This window comes from Leifsonia sp. Root227 (assembly GCF_001428745.1).
Classification (GTDB): Bacteria; Actinomycetota; Actinomycetes; order Actinomycetales; family Microbacteriaceae; genus Leifsonia.
On record NZ_LMIO01000004.1, the window covers coordinates 754282 to 770162 of the forward strand.

General features: G+C 69.7%; 18 protein-coding genes. 10 read left to right on the plus strand and 8 right to left on the minus strand.

Annotation, left to right across the window (positions count from 1 at the left end; translation table 11 throughout):
- Positions 1 to 24: 24 nt before the first annotated feature.
- The 3 genes from ASE16_RS18390 to ASE16_RS18400 are packed head-to-tail and all read left to right on the plus strand — an operon-like array spanning position 25 to position 4420.
- Positions 25 to 1047 carry an ABC transporter permease gene (locus tag ASE16_RS18390; RefSeq protein WP_055899066.1) on the plus strand — a complete coding sequence of 341 codons (1023 nt, stop codon included), beginning with the start codon at positions 25 to 27 and terminating at the stop codon, positions 1045 to 1047.
- A 2-nt stretch (positions 1048 to 1049) separates the two neighbouring features.
- Complete coding sequence (locus ASE16_RS18395) at positions 1050 to 2150, plus strand: ABC transporter permease (protein WP_082581571.1); 1101 nt, start codon at positions 1050 to 1052, stop codon at positions 2148 to 2150.
- Positions 2147 to 4420: a glycoside hydrolase family 3 N-terminal domain-containing protein gene (locus tag ASE16_RS18400; RefSeq protein WP_055898534.1), complete on the plus strand. Its 2274-nt coding sequence runs from the start codon at positions 2147 to 2149 to the stop codon at positions 4418 to 4420. The genes ASE16_RS18395 and ASE16_RS18400 overlap by 4 nt, the downstream gene beginning before the upstream one ends.
- 74 nt (positions 4421 to 4494) lie before the next feature.
- On the opposite strand, the gene ASE16_RS18405 is transcribed toward ASE16_RS18400, so the two are convergent.
- Positions 4495 to 4863, minus strand: a complete 369-nt coding sequence (locus ASE16_RS18405) for a VOC family protein (RefSeq protein ID WP_055898537.1) — start codon at positions 4861 to 4863, stop codon at positions 4495 to 4497.
- Positions 4864 to 4926: 63 nt separating this feature from the next.
- On the opposite strand from ASE16_RS18405, the gene ASE16_RS18410 reads away from it, so the two are divergent.
- Positions 4927 to 5367 carry a MarR family winged helix-turn-helix transcriptional regulator gene (locus tag ASE16_RS18410; protein WP_055898539.1) on the plus strand — a complete coding sequence of 147 codons (441 nt, stop codon included), beginning with the start codon at positions 4927 to 4929 and terminating at the stop codon, positions 5365 to 5367.
- A gap of 31 nt (positions 5368 to 5398) precedes the next feature.
- Here ASE16_RS18410 and ASE16_RS18415 read toward each other — a convergent pair whose 3' ends face one another.
- The gene (locus tag ASE16_RS18415) at positions 5399 to 5917 is read right to left on the minus strand and encodes an AAA family ATPase (RefSeq protein ID WP_055898542.1); all 519 of its coding nucleotides are present in this window, start codon (positions 5915 to 5917) and stop codon (positions 5399 to 5401) included.
- Positions 5918 to 6048: 131 nt separating this feature from the next.
- Here ASE16_RS18415 and ASE16_RS18420 point away from each other — a divergent pair, with 131 nt between their 5' ends.
- Positions 6049 to 7434, plus strand: a complete 1386-nt coding sequence (locus tag ASE16_RS18420) for a pyridoxal phosphate-dependent decarboxylase family protein (RefSeq protein ID WP_055898545.1) — start codon at positions 6049 to 6051, stop codon at positions 7432 to 7434.
- A 70-nt stretch (positions 7435 to 7504) separates the two neighbouring features.
- Here the strand turns inward: ASE16_RS18420 and ASE16_RS18425 are convergent, their stop codons facing one another.
- The 3 genes from ASE16_RS18425 to ASE16_RS18430 all read right to left on the minus strand — a co-directional run bounded on the left by ASE16_RS18425 (position 7505) and on the right by ASE16_RS18430 (position 8544).
- Positions 7505 to 7762: a DUF6458 family protein gene (locus tag ASE16_RS18425; protein WP_055898548.1), complete on the minus strand. Its 258-nt coding sequence runs from the start codon at positions 7760 to 7762 to the stop codon at positions 7505 to 7507.
- Positions 7763 to 7778: 16 nt separating this feature from the next.
- The gene (locus ASE16_RS20030) at positions 7779 to 7943 is read right to left on the minus strand and encodes a hypothetical protein (RefSeq protein ID WP_168690344.1); all 165 of its coding nucleotides are present in this window, start codon (positions 7941 to 7943) and stop codon (positions 7779 to 7781) included.
- 118 nt (positions 7944 to 8061) lie between these two features.
- Positions 8062 to 8544 carry a MarR family winged helix-turn-helix transcriptional regulator gene (locus ASE16_RS18430; RefSeq protein ID WP_055898551.1) on the minus strand — a complete coding sequence of 161 codons (483 nt, stop codon included), beginning with the start codon at positions 8542 to 8544 and terminating at the stop codon, positions 8062 to 8064.
- A gap of 108 nt (positions 8545 to 8652) precedes the next feature.
- Between ASE16_RS18430 and ASE16_RS18435 the strand changes: the two genes are divergently transcribed.
- Positions 8653 to 10002 carry a serine/threonine-protein kinase gene (locus ASE16_RS18435; protein ID WP_055898554.1) on the plus strand — a complete coding sequence of 450 codons (1350 nt, stop codon included), beginning with the start codon at positions 8653 to 8655 and terminating at the stop codon, positions 10000 to 10002.
- Positions 10003 to 10041: 39 nt separating this feature from the next.
- Here ASE16_RS18435 and ASE16_RS18440 read toward each other — a convergent pair whose 3' ends face one another.
- A complete protein-coding gene (locus tag ASE16_RS18440) occupies positions 10042 to 10743 on the minus strand; it encodes a GNAT family N-acetyltransferase (protein ID WP_055898558.1) in 702 nt (233 codons plus the stop codon).
- Positions 10744 to 10878: 135 nt separating this feature from the next.
- Between ASE16_RS18440 and ASE16_RS18445 the strand changes: the two genes are divergently transcribed.
- Positions 10879 to 11820, plus strand: a complete 942-nt coding sequence (locus tag ASE16_RS18445; RefSeq protein WP_055898561.1) for a diacylglycerol/lipid kinase family protein — start codon at positions 10879 to 10881, stop codon at positions 11818 to 11820.
- A gap of 89 nt (positions 11821 to 11909) precedes the next feature.
- Here the strand turns inward: ASE16_RS18445 and ASE16_RS18450 are convergent, their stop codons facing one another.
- The gene (locus tag ASE16_RS18450; protein WP_055898564.1) at positions 11910 to 12350 is read right to left on the minus strand and encodes a MarR family winged helix-turn-helix transcriptional regulator; all 441 of its coding nucleotides are present in this window, start codon (positions 12348 to 12350) and stop codon (positions 11910 to 11912) included.
- Between the two features lie 138 nt (positions 12351 to 12488).
- On the opposite strand from ASE16_RS18450, the gene ASE16_RS18455 reads away from it, so the two are divergent.
- Positions 12489 to 13466 (plus strand): aldo/keto reductase, encoded by a 978-nt coding sequence (locus tag ASE16_RS18455; protein WP_055898567.1) that lies wholly within the window; start codon positions 12489 to 12491, stop codon positions 13464 to 13466.
- Positions 13467 to 13475: 9 nt separating this feature from the next.
- Here the strand turns inward: ASE16_RS18455 and ASE16_RS18460 are convergent, their stop codons facing one another.
- Complete coding sequence (locus ASE16_RS18460; protein ID WP_055898571.1) at positions 13476 to 14231, minus strand: alpha/beta hydrolase; 756 nt, start codon at positions 14229 to 14231, stop codon at positions 13476 to 13478.
- An 87-nt stretch (positions 14232 to 14318) separates the two neighbouring features.
- Between ASE16_RS18460 and ASE16_RS18465 the strand changes: the two genes are divergently transcribed.
- Complete coding sequence (locus ASE16_RS18465; protein WP_055898573.1) at positions 14319 to 15068, plus strand: alpha/beta fold hydrolase; 750 nt, start codon at positions 14319 to 14321, stop codon at positions 15066 to 15068.
- The gene (locus ASE16_RS18470; protein ID WP_235500635.1) at positions 15065 to 15778 is read left to right on the plus strand and encodes an esterase/lipase family protein; all 714 of its coding nucleotides are present in this window, start codon (positions 15065 to 15067) and stop codon (positions 15776 to 15778) included. Before ASE16_RS18465 ends, ASE16_RS18470 begins: the two co-directional genes overlap by 4 nt.
- Positions 15779 to 15881 lie beyond the last annotated feature (103 nt).

A 15881-nucleotide genomic window follows, 5' to 3' on the forward strand; every position in this document is an offset into this window, starting at 1 on the left:
GTTGATCCCACGCTTGTCGGCACGATGGCGGCCAGGGCGGAGCGCCGCGGCGTCCGCATCCCCTGGCGTTTCATCGGCGGACGAGCCGCCTTCTACGCGTTCACCCTGTGGGCGGCGATCACCATCAACTTCTTCCTGCCTCGCATGATGAAGGGCGACGCCGTCTCGTCGTATATGGCGCGCAGCCAGGGCCAGCTGACCCCGGATGCGGAGAAGGCGCTGAGGGCCATGTTCGGCCTGGACACGTCGGTGCCGCTCTGGCAGCAGTACCTCGACTACTGGAACATGCTGTTCCACGGCAACCTGGGCGTCTCCATCTCCACGGGCATGGCGCCGGTGGGAGAGGCGATCGCCTCCGCCCTGCCCTGGACGCTCGGCCTCGTCGGCTTCGCCACCGTGATCTCCTTCCTGATCGGCACGAGCCTGGGCGCGGTGATCGGCTGGAAACGCGGCGGACGACTGGATGTGTTCGTCCCGATCACGACGTTCCTCGGAACCGTTCCGTACTTCTGGGTCGGGCTGATCCTGATCGCGGTGTTCTCGACGACGCTCGGCTGGTTCCCCGCGGGGCACGCATACGAGTTGGGCGTCGAGCCGGGCTGGAACGCCGACTTCATCGGCGAGGTGATCTCCCACGCTGCGCTGCCGATGATCACCATCGTGATCGTCTCGATCGGCGGCTGGGTGCTCGGCATGCGCAACATGATGCTCACTGTCCTCGACGAGGACTACATCACCGTCGCGCAGGCCAAGGGGATGCCGAACCGCCGCGTGCTCTGGCGCTACGCCGCGCGCAACGCGGTGCTCCCGCAGATCCAGAGCTTCGCGCTCGCCCTCGGCTTCATCGTCAGCGGCACGATCGTAATGGAGATGGTCTTCTCCTACCCCGGCATCGGCCTGCTGCTGCTCAACGCCACCAGTGCGAAGGACTATGCACTGATGCAGGGCATCTTCCTCGTCCTGGTCCTGGCAGTGCTGGTGGCGAACATCCTCGCGGACATCGCCTACGCCATCCTCGACCCACGCACCCGTCAGACGGAGGCTTGATCATGACAACCCCCGCACAAGAATCGCAGACCGTCACGCAGGACGCGCAGACGCTCGCGCAGCCGGCAGGCGTCGGCGCTCCCGAGACCCTCGCGGTCGCGGTCGCCGACCGGCAGCGTCCGACGAAGGCCACCTTCTGGTCGCAGCTGAAGGCGTCGCTCGCGATGTTCAGCAACCCCAAGTCCGCGACCGGCCTGATCATCATGGCCGTGTTCATCCTCGTCGCGATCTTCGCCCCGTGGATCGCCCCGTACGACCCGAACGCGCAGAACCTGAACGAGACCCTTCAGCCGCCGTCGTTCGAGCACCTCCTCGGCACGACCCACATCGGTCAGGATGTGTTCAGCCAGCTCGTCTTCGGAACGCGCGGCGTGCTCGTGGTCGGGTTCCTGGCGACGATCATGGCCACCGTGGTCGCGATCATCGTCGGCGTGACCGCCGGCTACCTGCGCGGCTGGAAGAGCGAATCGCTGTCCGCGCTGTCGAACGTGTTCCTGGTCATCCCGGGACTGCCGCTGATGATCATCGTCGCCTCCCAGTTCGACGACCCTCCGCTGTGGCTCATCGCCGCCGTGCTCGGTCTGACCGGCTGGGCCTGGGGCGCACGCGTGCTGCGGGCGCAGACCATGTCGCTGCGCAACCGCGACTTCATCCAGGCGGCGCGGGCGAACGGTGAGCCGTTGCACCGCGTCATCCTGGTGGAGATGCTGCCGAACCTCCTCGCGATCATCGCGTCGAGCTTCGTCGGCACGATGACGGCAGCGGTGCTGGGGCTCACCACCCTCGCGTTCATCGGCGTCATCCCGGTGTCCAACCTCAACTGGGGCACCATCCTGTTCTGGGCGCAGCAGAACAACGCGTTCCCCGAGTACTGGTGGTGGTACGTCCCCGCCGGCCTGTGCATCGCACTGCTCGGCGTCGCCCTGTCGCTGATCAACTTCGGCATCGACGAGTACGTCAACCCCCGCCTCCGCTCGGCGGGCGAGCGCGCCCGTGCGATGAAGCGCAAGGGCATCAACATCAACAACGCCGTCACCCAGGTGCGCACGGATACCTCTGCCGCCGGTTCGGCCGAACACACACGGGAAGTCAAGACCGAATGACCTCAACACTGCCATCAGCATCCCCGGTTCTGGCATCGGGAACCCTTCCGTACCAGGACCCATCGCTGACGACAGCCGAACGTGTCGCTGATCTCCTCGCACGCATGAGCGTGGAGGAGAAGGTCGGGCAGATGCTGCAGCTCGACGCCCGCGACGACCTGCGCGACCACATCCTGCGACGCAACGTCGGCTCCATCCTGCACACCTCGCCCGAACGCATTCTGGAGGCCAACCGGCTCACGCAGGAGACCAGGCTGCGCATCCCCCTTCTCGTGGGGGAGGACTGCATCCACGGGCACTCGTTCTGGCCGGGGGCCACGATCTACCCGACCCAGCTCGGCATGGCGGCATCGTGGGATGCGGACCTGATCGCGCGGGTCGCCCGCGCCACAGCAGAAGAAGTCGCCGTGACCGGTGTGCACTGGACCTTCTCTCCTGTGCTGTGCATCGCCAGGGACCTCCGCTGGGGACGGATCAGCGAGACCTTCGGTGAGGACCCGTTCCTCATCGGAGAGCTGGCGAGCGCCATGGTGCGCGGTTACCAGGGCGACGGGCTCGACGATCCGACGGCGATCCTCGCGACCGCGAAGCACTTCGCCGGCTATTCGGAGACGCAGGGCGGCCGCGACGCGAGCGAGGCCGACATCTCCCGGCGCAAGCTCCGGAGCTGGTTCCTGCCGCCATTCGAGCGCGTGGCCCGTGAGGGCTGCCGCACCTTCATGCTCGGCTACCAGAGCACGGACGGCGTGCCGATCACGGTGAACGACTGGCTGCTCAGCGAGGTGCTGCGCGGCGAGTGGGGATACACGGGCACGCTCATCACCGACTGGGACAACGTCGGCCGCATGGTCTGGGAGCAGAAGGTCCAGCCCGACTACGCGCACGCCGCGGCCGCCGCGGTGAAGGCGGGCAACGACATGGTCATGACCACGCCGATGTTCTACGAGGGCGCGCTGGAGGCCGTCGAGAAGGGGATGCTCTCCGGCGACGACTTCGACGCCGCCGTCGCGCGCATCCTGACGCTGAAGTTCGACCTCGGACTGTTCGAGAACCCGCGCCTCCCCTCTGCGGAACTCGACGCCGTCGTCGGCAGCGCTGAGCACGCCGAGCTGAACCTGGAGATCGCGCGGCGCTCGATCGTGCTGTTGGAGAACGACGGGACGTTGCCGCTCGCCGCCGAGCCGCTCAGGGTCGCGCTCGTCGGCCCGCTCGCCGCCGACGCCCAGAGCCAGCTCGGCGACTGGGCGGGCGGATCGGGGCAGGCGGGCTGGCTGGACGGCCAGCCCCGCGAGATGATCACCACCGTGCTCGACGGCCTGAGCGCGATCGACGGCTGGAGCGTCCAGCACGCCAGGGGCGCGGAGATCCTCACGCTCGAGGACGACCCGCGCGGAAAGACGTTCCAGGACGGACAGCCGCGGCCCTCCGTGGTCGTGCCTGCCGCTCCGGACGCCGCGCTGATCGCCGAGGCCGTCGCGGCCGCAGAGGCATCCGACGTGGTGGTGGCCGTGGTCGGAGACAGGATCGAGCTCGTCGGCGAGGGGCGCTCGACCGCGACCCTCGAACTGATCGGCGGCCAGATCGCACTGCTCGACGCGATGATCGCGACGGGGAAGCCCGTCGTGGTGGTGCTCCTCGCCTCGAAGCCGCTCGTCCTCCCGCCGTCGGTCGCGAACGCCGCAGCCGTGATCTGGGCGGCCAACCCGGGGATGCTGGGCGGGCAGGCGCTCGCCGAGATCATCGCAGGCCGGATCGAGCCGTCCGGCCGCCTGCCGATCTCGTTCGCCAGGCACGTCGGCCAGCAGCCGACGTACTACAACCAGATCCGCGGGCAGCACGGCGACCGCTACGCCGACCTCACCCAGGAGTCCGCGTGGGCGTTCGGCCACGGGCTGTCGTACACGACGGTGGAGTACGCCGACCTGGCGCTCGTGCGCACCGAGCTCGGTGCGCACGACGACATCGTCGCCGAGGTCACCGTGAGCAACACCGGCGCACGTCCTGTCCGCGAGACGGTCCAGGTCTACGTGCGCGACACCGTCACGAGCGTGAGCTGGACGGACAGGGAGCTGAAGGCGTACCGCCAGCTCGACCTCGCCCCTGGCGAGTCGGTCAGGGTGCGCATCGAGCTCCCCGTCAGGGACTGCTCGATCGTGGACGCCGCGGGAGTCCGCCGCGTGGAAGCGGGGGACTTCGAGCTGCTCGTCGGTCCGTCTTCCCGTGAAGCTGCGCTGCTCTCGGCCGGGTTCGAGGTCGTCGCGACCTCCTGATCGCGTGCGCGGGCGGCGTGCGCGTCGCCCGCGTGCCGCGTGCCGCCCGCGTGCGCCTCAGGCGCGTTCTCGTGTCAGGTGCGGTCGTGGAGGGTGATCTGGTAACCGTCCGGGTCGGCGAAGGTGAAGGTGCGCCCGAAAGGACCGTCGATCGGCGCGGCGACGATGGTGTGACCGTCGGCGACGAGCGCGTCGTGGATGGCCTGGACGTCGGTGGCGTGCAGCCAGAGGGCGGCTCCGATGCCCGGCTGGGCGACGGCGTCGAGGTCGGTGCCTTGGACGACGTCGCGGAGGGCGAACGCGATCGGCGTCGTCTCGAAGACGACGGCGTGCGGCGGGCCGGCCTGCGAGCGGACCAGTCCGAGGTACTGCTCGTAGAACGCTCGCGAAGCGTCGAGATCGCGCGCCTGCAGGGAGATGAAGTCGGGGCCGGTGACGGGCATGGTGATGCTCCTTCGTGATGTGTCAGTTATCTGACACGCATCAACCTATGTCAGACTACTGACATGAGTCAAGACGGAGCGGGCGTGGACCTGGAGACCTCGCTGGGCTACCTGCTGAAAGAGGCGTCCAGCGCGCTCCGCGCCGCCATGGAGGCCGTGCTGCGCCCGCTCGGGATGACCATCACGCACTACTCGTGTCTCGAATTGCTTGCACAGCGCCCCGGCCTGTCCAACTCCGAGCTCGCCCGGGGAACCTTCGTGACCCGGCAGTCGATGAACGTGCTGCTCCAGAACCTCGAGCGCGACGGCTCCGTGGTGCGGCCGGCGGAGGCGTCGGTCGGGAAGGTGCTCCCCACGCGGCTCACGGAGCGCGGACGGCGAAGCCTCGAGGTGGCGACGGTCGCTGTCCGCGGTGTCGAGCTCAGGATGCTGGGCGACATGACGGAGGAAGAGCAGGCGAGTGCGTTCCGCATCCTGCACGGCATGATCGAGCGGCTGCGCTGAGCCGAGGCTCTGTGCCGCCGGCGGGGCTCGGTCAGCCCACCATCGCCAGGATCGCCTCGGCCACCTGCCTCGGCGACGCGCTGGTGGTGTCCACGGTCGGACCGGGGACGCCCGCGGAGGCGAGCACCGCATCCAACTCCCCGTGGCGGTGCAGGTGCCAGGCGAGACCCGCCGCGTCCTCGCGGTGCCTGGCGCGCAGCCTGGCCGCACCGACCTCTGGGTCGACGGTGAGCCGGACGACGGTCAGCGGGATGCTGCCGACCGCGTCTTCGTAGAGCCGCACCGCCGCCGCGTCCTCGATCACCCCGGCGAGCACCAGGACGCGCGCCCCGGCTGCCAGGTGGTTCGCGGCGACAGCGCGGAGGTTCGCGAGCTCCAGCGCGTTGTTGAACGGATCGCCCGCCGGGGCGGGCCACGCGCTGCGGAGGGCGTCGAGGTCGACGATCGCGTGCGGGACCCCGCGCTCGATGAGGAGCGCGCTGAGGGCGTCGGCGGTAGCGGTCTTGCCGACGCCGACGGTACCGTTCACGAACAAGGCTTGGTCGCGCATCCGACCAGTCAACCGCACGAGGGTGCGGCGAAGTGTTGCGACAAGCTCGGTGGATGCGCGGGATCGTTGCGCGCAGCGGCGAAAGAATGCCGAAGTGTTGTGAGAGTCTGCTGTGGGCCCGAGAGGAAAACATGGATAACCGCAAAGCCGACGCCACGCCGACCAGGATGCACGCCGTCTCAGACGAGACCCGCGGTCTCGTCGACCTCGTGCTCGAATACTCGCGGCGGCGCATCCTGAGCACGGACACCCCGCTCGACAAGCCGCTGTCGGAGGCCGAACTGAACCGGCTGGCCGGGCAGACCGTGGTCGAGGGCGGGATCGGCGCCGAGCGCGCGCTGGCGCTGTTCGAGCACGTCCTCGCTCCCGCCTGCATCACCACGGACCACCCGCAGTATCTGTCGTTCATCCCGACGGCGCCGACCAAGGCGGCCACCGCGTTCGACCTGGTCGTGTCCGCGAGCGCCGTCTACGGCGGCTCCTGGCTGGAGGGGTCGGGGGCGGTGTTCGCCGAGAACCAGGTGCTCGCCTGGCTCGCCGCCGAGTTCGGTCTCCCGAAGACCACCGGCGGGGTGTTCGTGCAGGGCGGCACGCTCGGCAATCTCTCCGCCCTCGTCGCCGCCCGCGAGCATGCGCGCGCGGAGCGGGGCGACCAGCTCGGGCACGGCCGCTGGAAGATCGTCTGCAGCGCAGAGGCGCACTCCTCCATCGCGTCCGCGGCACAGGTGATGGATGTGGAGGTCGTGCCTGTGCGACCCGACGACAGCGGGATGCTCACCGGCGCGAACGTGAGGGAAGCACTCGACGAGCACGGCGCATCCGTGTTCGCCGTCGTCGCCACGGCAGGGTCGACCAACTTCGGCATCGTGGACGACATCGCATCCATCGCGGCACTGAAAGACGAGTACGAGTTCTGGCTGCACGTGGACGGCGCGTACGGCCTGGCCGGGATGCTGTCACCGGCCGCCAGGCACCGGTTCGCCGGGGTGGAACGAGCGGACTCGGCGATCGTCGACCCGCACAAGTGGCTGTTCGCGCCGTTCGACGCGTGTGCGCTGCTCTATCGCGACCCCGAGGCAGGACGCAGGGCGCACACCCAGCACGCTGAATACCTGGACACGCTCACGGAGACCACCGAGTGGAGTCCGTCAGACTACGCAGCGCACCTCACCAGGAGGGCGCGCGGCCTCCCGCTGTGGTTCTCGCTCGCCACTTATGGGGCGGCGGCGTACCGCGAGGCGGTGACAGCATCTCTGGACGTGGCGCAGCGGATCGCGCGCGAGATCGAGTCTCGCGACGGCTTCCGGCTGGTGCGCGAGCCTCAGCTGTCTGTGGTGGTCTTCGAGCGGGATGGCTGGACCCGCGACGACTACGCGCGCTGGTCGGCCAGGCTACTCGACGAGCAGCGTGCGTTCGTCACGCCCAGCTCGCACGACGGACGTCCGAACACCCGGTTCGCCATCGTGAACCCGACCACCACCTTCGCCCATCTCACGTCCATCCTCGACACCATGTAGACGCAAACGAGTCCGGAGTGATGCACGCGACGCGCCGGGCGCGAGCGTGCATGACTCCGGACTCGATTGTTCAGACGATGGGGTCGTCTGTGTCGCTGGTGCGACGGGTGACGCGCTCGCCTGAGGCGGGGTCGACAGCCGTGCGCGTCGTCGCAACCGACTGGCGGCGGCGGGTCAGCAGCACGATGCCGATGATGATGCCGATCGCGCCGGCGGCCATCAGGATGTAGCCGACCAGATGGAGGTCGATCCAGGCCACCTGCAGGTTCAACGCGAACGCCAGGATGGCGCCGATGACGAACAGGACGATTCCGGTTCCGAGACTCATGGTGTCTCCCTCCCGGTCAGACGCGTCGGCTGCCGGTGAGCATCCTCACGAGCCAGACGATCACGGCGATGACGAGCAGGACGATGCCGACCCAGAGCAGGAAGTTCAGAGACTGCACGAATCCGCCGGTCAGCAGAAGAATGATCGCAATGATGGCGATCACGATGAGCAGGATGTTCATGGCAGAGGTGTCCTTTCCTTGACGACACCACAGAACTACTAGTTCAGTTGCCTAGCAATCCCCTTGACTTGACGAAAATTCCTGCTTTACTCGCGCGCGCAGTTCGGGGGAGGAGAGTTCAGGAGTGCCGGGGCTTGGTCGAGATGCGGTCGACCGTCTCGCGCATCTTGGTGAGGAAGCGCGTGATCGTCGCGGCCTCCTCGGGGCTGAGCTCCGCGGTCGCCGCTTCGATCTGGGTCTGCGCGGCTTCGAGCATCGGCCCTGTGTCCCCGAGCGCGGCGGCGGTCGGCACGATCTCGATGGAGCGCTTGTCGACGGTGCTGGGCTTGCGCTCCACGAATCCGCCCTTCGCCAGCCGGTCGATGAGGGCGGTGGTGGATGCGCTGGAGATGCCGAGATACGCGCTGACGTCTTTGGAGGCTGTCACCCTTCCCACCGCGCGACGATCGAGGATGAACCGGAGCGCGAGCAGGTCGCTGTCTCCGATGCCCATCGCAGCGCCGGTGCGCCGACGCATCGCGGCCTCCGCGGCCCGGTAGACCTGCAGCGCCTCGAGGACGCCCGTCTCTGGGCGGTCCGGCACCTCGGTCTCGTCACTCACAGCACTCACTCAACCCACGTTCGCCGATCTGACAAGGGAGGAACCCGACACTTTCGGCTGATTCACGGCCAGGGCGACGACGACGAGGGCCGCGCGTATGCTCGCACGGTGGACGATCGTGTGCTGCTGGACCGCTACGAGCTGAAGGACGCGCTCGGTCGCGGAGGGATGGCGACGGTGTACCGCGCGTTCGACCGCCAGCTCGGCCGGTTCGTCGCCGTCAAGCTCTTCGCGCCGGGGACCGCCGTCGACGACGCGCGCCGCCGCGGAGAGGCGACGCTGCTCGCCCGGCTCAGTCACCCGAGCCTGGTGACCCTGCACGACGCGCACCTGGCCGTCGAGGGCGACGAGACGCCGAGCTTCCTCGTCATGGAGCTTGTCGCGGGAACCGACCTGCGCACCCGCCTGGACGACGGACCCCTGACCGGTCCGGAAGCGGCCGAGCTCGCCGCCGAGATCGCGGAGGGGCTGGTGGTGGTGCACGACGCGGGAATGGTGCATCGGGACCTCAAGCCCGCCAATATCCTGCTGCCGGACTCGACGGTGCCAGGAGGGCGGCTGCACGCCAAGCTCGCGGACTTCGGCATCGCCCACCTGATCGGTGCGGAACGTCTCACCACGGACGGGACGGTCATCGGAACGGCGGCGTACCTCAGCCCGGAACAGGTGGCGGGAGCCGAGCCAGGAGCGCCGGCCGACATCTACTCTCTCGGCCTTGTGCTGCTCGAAGCGCTCACCGGTCGACGTTCGTACCCCGGCACCCCCGTCGAGTCGGTGAGCGCCAGGGCGGCTCACGACCCGCGCATCCCGAGCACACTGCCGGAGGACTGGCGCGGGATGCTCGCCGCCATGACGGCGCGCGACCAGGCGCTGCGGCCGACAGCGATGGAGACAGCGGTGATGGCGAGGGAGCTCGCACCGCAACTGGCAGGGTGGGATGCGGGTGCGGCCGGTTTGGCGCCGGAGGATGAGCCAACGGTCGCGATGATTCGCCAGGACGCTCAGGTGCCGCCGGAGCCTCTGGCGCCGACCGTGGCGATGCACGGGAGCGCTGCCGCAGCGGACGCCGCCGACGCAGCCGACGCACCGACCACCGTGCTGACCCCCACGAAGCGTCGCCGCGGACTCGTCGCGGCGGTGATCGCCGTCGTGGTGGTGGTGCTGGTCGCCGGGGGCATCGGCCTCGGCGCGCTGCTCGCGCCGTCCGGAACGTCGCCAGGGACGGGCCCGGCCACGCACACCCCGGCGACGTCGACGACTCCGAGCCTCGCGCCGACCGTCGGGCCGGTCACCACCCCCGATCCGGCGTCCCCGCCTGCCACACCGACCACGCCTCCGCCGCCGACCACGTCCGCTCCAGCGACCACTCCTGCGCCGACGCCGAGCAACAACGGGAACGGCAACAAGGGCAAAGGCAACAACAACGGGAACGGCAATGGGAACGGCAAGAACAAGTAGCCGCTAGCCGGCCCGACGCCCGATCGAACCGCGTGCCGCTCAGCGCGGGCGGCAGACCAGGATGCTTGCCCTGCGTCGCCGCTCGAACCCGAGCGCTTCGTACACGCTGGTCGCGCGCTCATTCGTCGTCTCGACGTGCAGGAAGGGACGCTCGCCCCGCGCGATGATGCCGCGCATCACCTCGACCATCGCCGTCGCGGCGAACCCGCGCCCGCGGAAGTCCGGGTCGACGCACACCGCACTGACCTCGCACCACCCGTCCGGCCGCATCCGCTGCCCCGCCATCGCCGCAAGCCGTCCTCCGACGCGGATGCCGCGATACCCGCCGAACTCGATCGTGCGGGGGAGGAACGGCCCCGGCCTGGTGCGGTCGACCAGGTCGAGCGCATCCGGAACGTCGGCGTCGCCCAGCTCCACCAGCACGGCGTCGTCGCCGAGCGGCCGCAGCTCCGGCACGGTGTCGTGCTCGTAAGTCAGCTGCCAGCAGTCGTACACGCCGAGCGTCTCCCAGCCGTCCGGGCCTGTGGATGCGCCGAACACGCCGAGAGCGTCGTCTGCGTCCGCGTCGCTCGCTGCAGGCAAGATCAGGCCGGCCAGCGCATCCAGCGGCCCGTCAGGGTCGGCGACGGCCGCGAACGGTGAGACGTCGGGACGGAAGCGTTTCGCGTCAGCTGGTCCGATGGCCAGGGAGCGCTGCGCACCGGTGAGGGCGTGCCAGGCGGGATTGTCGAGAACGTGCATCCCCCCAGCTTTTCATGCCGTGGATGTGCCGTGCGCCGGTTCCGTCAGGCCCCGTGCGCCAGTAGTGTCTCGCGTGACCCGTGCATTCGGCGTGGCCCATTCGAGGAGGACTCCCTGAAGACCGCTGCCATCGTCGTGAATCCGATCAAGGTCGACCTGCCCGCCGTCCGCGCGGCCGTCGAGGAGGCCGAGTCCCGCTACGGCTGGGGGGAGACGATCTGGCTGGAGACGACGGAGGACGACCCGGGTACGGGGCAGGCGAAGCAGGCGCTGGAGCGCGGGGCGGATGTGGTGATCGCGGCGGGCGGCGACGGCACGGTCCGCACGGTCGCCGAGGTGCTGCAGGGCTCGGGGACGCCGCTCGCCCTGCTCCCGTCCGGCACGGGGAACCTGCTCGCCCGCAATCTGAGCCTCACCCTCGACGACGTGGAGAACGCCCTGCAGTCCGCGTTCGACGGCGACGACCGCCCGATCGACGTCGGTGTCGCCGACCTCCGGGATGCCGACGGTACGGTGAGCAGGCACTCGTACCTGGTGATGGCAGGTCTCGGCATCGACGCGAAGATGCTCGCCGCCACCGACGACGACCTCAAGGCGAAGGCCGGGTGGCTCGCGTACGTTCGGGCGATCGGCACCGTGCTGCGCGACAAGAACGAACTGCACCTGCGCTACCAGCTCGACGGCGGACGGGCGCGCTCGCTACGCGCGCACACCGTGATGATCGGCAACTGCGGCTCACTGCCTGGCAACATCCTTCTGCTGCCGGACGCCGCGGTCGACGACGGCGAGTTCGACATCGTGGTGCTGCGCCCGGAGGGTTTCATCGGCTGGGTGCAGATCCTCGCGAAGGTGTTTTGGGAGAACGGCGTGCTGCGCCGCACATCGGCAGGGCGGCGGCTGCTGAGCATGTCGAAGGAAGTGCGCGCCCTCAACTACCTGAAGGGCAGCGAGTTCGTGCTGCGCCTGAGCCGCCCGGAGGACGTGGAACTCGACGGCGACCTGTTCGGCCGCGCGGTCGCGATCAAGACCTGGATCGACCCGAAGAGCCTGATCGTGAAGGTGCCAGCGGCGGAGTGACGCTGCCGGCCTGCGCGGCTGTGGACCACCCAGGGCCGGCCCGCCCAGGCTCGGCCCGCCCCGACTCGGCCCGCCCCGGCTCGTCCCGCTCACCCCCGCTCGCCCACCGCCGCGACGATCTGCACCAGCGCGGCGCGCAACGCATCCGGATCGTCGACGGCCGGGAACACGTCCCGCTCCAGGTCCTTCGCCCCCGCGAACGCCTCGCGCCCGGCGTCGGTGATGCTGAGCGCGTGCCTGCGTCTGTCGCCCGGGTACGGGGAGCGCGTGACGAGTCCTTCGCGTTCGAGCCTGTCGACCGTGCGCGACATCGTCTGCGCCTCGACGCGCGCGAGCCGCGCGAGGTCGGCCTGCGAGGTGATGCCGGCATCCAGGAAGTGCAGCACGATCAGCCCGGCGTGGGTGAGTCCGCGCTGTTCGAGCGCCTGCGCCCAGGTCCGCTCGACCGCGCGCGACGCGACGCCGAGCAAACGGCCGATCGGCCAGTTCTCCGGACGCTGCTCGTCGGCGTTCACGGTCTGCTCGTCCATCGGTTCATCCTAAGCGCGCCGCCTGCGCCGCAGAGCCCCGATTCTCTCATCGTGCCAGTGGTTTCAGCGTGACGGAGGCCGGGCTCGACGGACACGCGGGGGTACGGTTGAGCCTGTTCGAACCGGATGGGAGCACGCATGGAGTACGTCAACCTCGGCAGCACAGGTCTGAAGATCTCGGCGGTCGTCCTCGGCTGCATGAGCTACGGCGTGCCGGAGCGGGGTGCGCATCCCTGGAGCCTCGACGAGGAGGCGAGCAGGCCGTTCATCCGGAGCGCTCTGGAGGCCGGGATCACGACGTTTGACACGGCAGACGTGTACTCCGACGGCACCAGCGAGGAGATCGTGGGGCGGGCGCTCGCCGACTTCGCGGAGCGCGACGACGTGGTCATCGCCACCAAGGTGCACGGCCGGATGGGGCAGAGCCCGAACCGTGCCGGCCTGTCGAGGGCGCACATCCTGTCGGCCATCGACGACAGTCTCCGCAGGCTCGGCACCGATCACGTCGACCTGTACCAGATCCACCGGTGGGACCCGTCGACGCCGATCGAGGAGACGATGGAGGCGCTGAACGACGTCGTCCGCTCCGGCAAGGCCCGCTACATCGGTGCGTCCTCGATGTGGGCGTGGCAGTTCGCGAAGGCCCAGGCCGTGGCCGAGGCCAATGGCTGGGCGCGGTTCGTCTCGATGCAGGACCAGTACAACCTGCTGCAGCGCGAGGAGGAGCGGGAGATGCATCCCCTGTGCGTCGACCAGGGCGTCGGTGTCATCCCGTGGTCGCCGCTCGCCCGCGGGGTGTTGACGCGCGACTGGGGCGAGACGACCGACCGTTCGGCGGGAGACGCGTTCGGCGCGACTCTGTACCGCGGCGACGATGAGTCCAACCGCGGCATCGTCGACGCCGTCGCCCTGGTCGCCGAGGCGCGCGGCGTCTCGCGTGCGCAGGTGGCGCTCGCCTGGGTGCGTCAGCAGAGCGCGGTGACGGCGCCGATCGTCGGCGCGACGAAGCAGCAGCACCTGGTGGATGCGGTCGCCTCGGTCGATCTGACGCTCGCGTCGGAGGAGTGCGCGCTGCTGGAGCGCCCGTACACGCCGCGACGGCCGGAAGGCTTCTAGACGAGGGAACTACCCTGCGGACCCCAGGAATGCCGTGAGCGCGTCGGTCACCTTCGTGCGGGCCTCGTCGTCGCTGATGCCGGGCGCGTTGTCGCCCGACTGCGTTCCGTAGTCGCCGAACTGGGCGTGGTTCATCCCTGCGATCTCGACCATTGTGGCGTCCGCCGGCAGCAGGTGCCTGGCCGCGTCGATCTTCGCGGGCGTGCTGAGGCCGTCGTCGCTGCCGCCGATCGAGAGCACCCGCAGGTCGGTTCCGCTGAGGTCGTTCGCGCAGTAGCTGCCGAACAGGATCAGTCCGTCGACGGCCGGGTCCGACGCGAGCTGGCACGCACGCACACCGCCGAGCGAGTGGCCGCCGGCGTACCACGAGGTCACGTCTGGGGCGTGCGCGGTGAACGTCGACAGCGGCCGCTGGTCGAAGAAGGCCAGGTTCAGCGTCGGCTTGGTGACGACGACCGTCAGCCCGGTCTCCTCCACGGCTCCGGCGAGCTTCGAGAGGTAGGCGTACGGGTCGACGAGCGCGCCGGGGATGAACACCAGGCCCTGCCCGGACGGGGTGCCTGTCGGCGCGAGCAGCACGGAGTCGCCCTCGTCGGTGATACTCACCGCCGGGTTCGTCCACACCTCGATCGCTGCGGCGCGGTCTCCCATCATCGGCGTGTTCGCCCAGGCGAGGAAGCCGACGAGCACGAGCACGAGGACGGCGACGATCGAGACCAGGATGCGCACGGTGCGGCGCCTTCCGCGGTGCGGTGGTCTGGGCATCGGGACTCCTCCGGTCGGCGCGGGTTGCACCGATTATAAGCAGGCTTACTATCCGCGCGTCCCGGTGGCAGGGTGTACAAAGCAGGAGTGACCAACGACGCGCAGAGCGCCCCACCCCGTCAGCAGGCGAACGCCGTCGTCACCGTCGACACCGGTTCCGGAGACACCACGTACCTCCTCGTCCACGGCATCGGGGTGAGCTCCCGGTCGTTCGAGCGGCTGGTCCCCGTCCTCGCCAGGAGCGCGAGGGTGGTCGCCGTGGATCTGCCGGGATTCGGCAGGAACCCGAAGCCGGGCCACCCGATGGGTGTCGAGGATTTCGCTGCGGCGGTGGCCGCGGTCGTCGACGACCTCGGCCTAGCGGGGTGCGTGGTGCTCGGCCACTCGATGGGTGCGCAGGTCGTGACCAGGCTGGCCATCGACCGGCCGGATGCAGTGAGCGCCGTCGCCCTGATGGGTCCCGTGATGGATCCCCGCGACCGCACCCCGTTCCGCGCTGCCGCCCTGCTGGCGCTGGACACCGTCGGCGAGAGCCCCAGGGCGAACGTCGTGGTGCTGACCGACTACATCCGGTGCGGTCTGCGCTGGTATCTGACGGTGCTGCCGTCGATGCTGACCTACCGCATCGAAGATGACGTGCCGCGCCTCGATCAGCCCGTGCTGGTACTGCGTGGTGAGCGCGACCCGATCGCACGCGTCGGCTGGGTGTCGGTGCTCGCCGCGTCGGCCAGGCGGGGCGGGGCTCGCTCCATCGGCGGGTCCCGCCACCTGGCGATGCATGCGAAGCCGGAGCAGACGGCTGCGCTGCTCGCGGCGCTCGCCGGTGTCGCGCGGTGAGCGAGCCCGGGTCCCGGTCGCCCCGCCGGGCGGAGGGCGTCCTCCGCAAGGCGGGGATCTGGGCGCTCGACTATCTGTACGCGGCACGTCACCAGGTGCGCGCGGCCTTCAGCCGAGACGACCCGGGGATGCTCGCGGCGGGTCGACCGGGCGCATCCACGGTGCTGCTGCTGCCCGGGATACTGGAGACCTGGCGGTTCATGCTCCCGCTCGCGCGGCACCTGCACGCGCGCGGCAACGCCGTGCACGTGGTGGCCGCTCTCGGCAGGAACGGCTCGACCATCGGAGACGGGGCAGACCGTGTCGCCGCGTATCTCGCGGAGCACGACCTGACAGGGGTGACCATCGTCGCCCACAGCAAGGGCGGCCTGATCGCAAAGCAGCTGATGGCGTCCAGTCTGGAGGGCGCCCGCGTGCGCCTGGCGGTCGCGGTCAGTACACCGTTCGCCGGGTCGGTCTACGCGCGCTATCTGCCGACGCGCAGCCTGCGCTCGCTCGCCCCGACCGATGCCGCCCTCCTGAGGCTGGCCGCGGAGAGCGCGGCGAACGAGCGGATCGTGTCCGTCTTCGGCTGGTTCGACCCGCACATCCCCGGCGGGAGTGCGCTCGCCGGGGCGCGGAACGTGGAGCTTCCGGTCGGCGGCCACTTCCGGATCCTGGCGAGCAGGGAGCTGCTGGAGGTCGTGGACGCGTGCGTGGACGGCGGCTGAGCGGACGGGCGTGACGGCGTGCCGGACGCGGAGCAGCGTGTCGGTCACGCCGCGCGCGTCTGCGGGGGAGCGCGGCATGGTCATGAGCCGAGCGAATCAAAGA

Bases quoted from the DNA above. Each gene is read 5' to 3' on its own strand.
- ASE16_RS18390 (WP_055899066.1), top strand. From the start codon at position 25: ATGGCGGCCAGGGCGGAGCGCCGCGGCGTCCGCATCCCCTGGCGTTTC.
- ASE16_RS18395 (WP_082581571.1), top strand. From the start codon at position 1,050: ATGACAACCCCCGCACAAGAATCGCAGACCGTCACGCAGGACGCGCAG.
- ASE16_RS18400 (WP_055898534.1), top strand. From the start codon at position 2,147: ATGACCTCAACACTGCCATCAGCATCCCCGGTTCTGGCATCGGGAACC.
- ASE16_RS18405 (WP_055898537.1), bottom strand. From the start codon at position 4,863: ATGCCCGTCACCGGCCCCGACTTCATCTCCCTGCAGGCGCGCGATCTC.
- ASE16_RS18410 (WP_055898539.1), top strand. From the start codon at position 4,927: ATGAGTCAAGACGGAGCGGGCGTGGACCTGGAGACCTCGCTGGGCTAC.
- ASE16_RS18415 (WP_055898542.1), bottom strand. From the start codon at position 5,917: ATGCGCGACCAAGCCTTGTTCGTGAACGGTACCGTCGGCGTCGGCAAG.
- ASE16_RS18420 (WP_055898545.1), top strand. From the start codon at position 6,049: ATGGATAACCGCAAAGCCGACGCCACGCCGACCAGGATGCACGCCGTC.
- ASE16_RS18425 (WP_055898548.1), bottom strand. From the start codon at position 7,762: ATGAGTCTCGGAACCGGAATCGTCCTGTTCGTCATCGGCGCCATCCTG.
- ASE16_RS20030 (WP_168690344.1), bottom strand. From the start codon at position 7,943: ATGAACATCCTGCTCATCGTGATCGCCATCATTGCGATCATTCTTCTG.
- ASE16_RS18440 (WP_055898558.1), bottom strand. From the start codon at position 10,743: ATGCACGTTCTCGACAATCCCGCCTGGCACGCCCTCACCGGTGCGCAG.
- ASE16_RS18450 (WP_055898564.1), bottom strand. From the start codon at position 12,350: ATGGACGAGCAGACCGTGAACGCCGACGAGCAGCGTCCGGAGAACTGG.
- ASE16_RS18455 (WP_055898567.1), top strand. From the start codon at position 12,489: ATGGAGTACGTCAACCTCGGCAGCACAGGTCTGAAGATCTCGGCGGTC.
- ASE16_RS18460 (WP_055898571.1), bottom strand. From the start codon at position 14,231: ATGCCCAGACCACCGCACCGCGGAAGGCGCCGCACCGTGCGCATCCTG.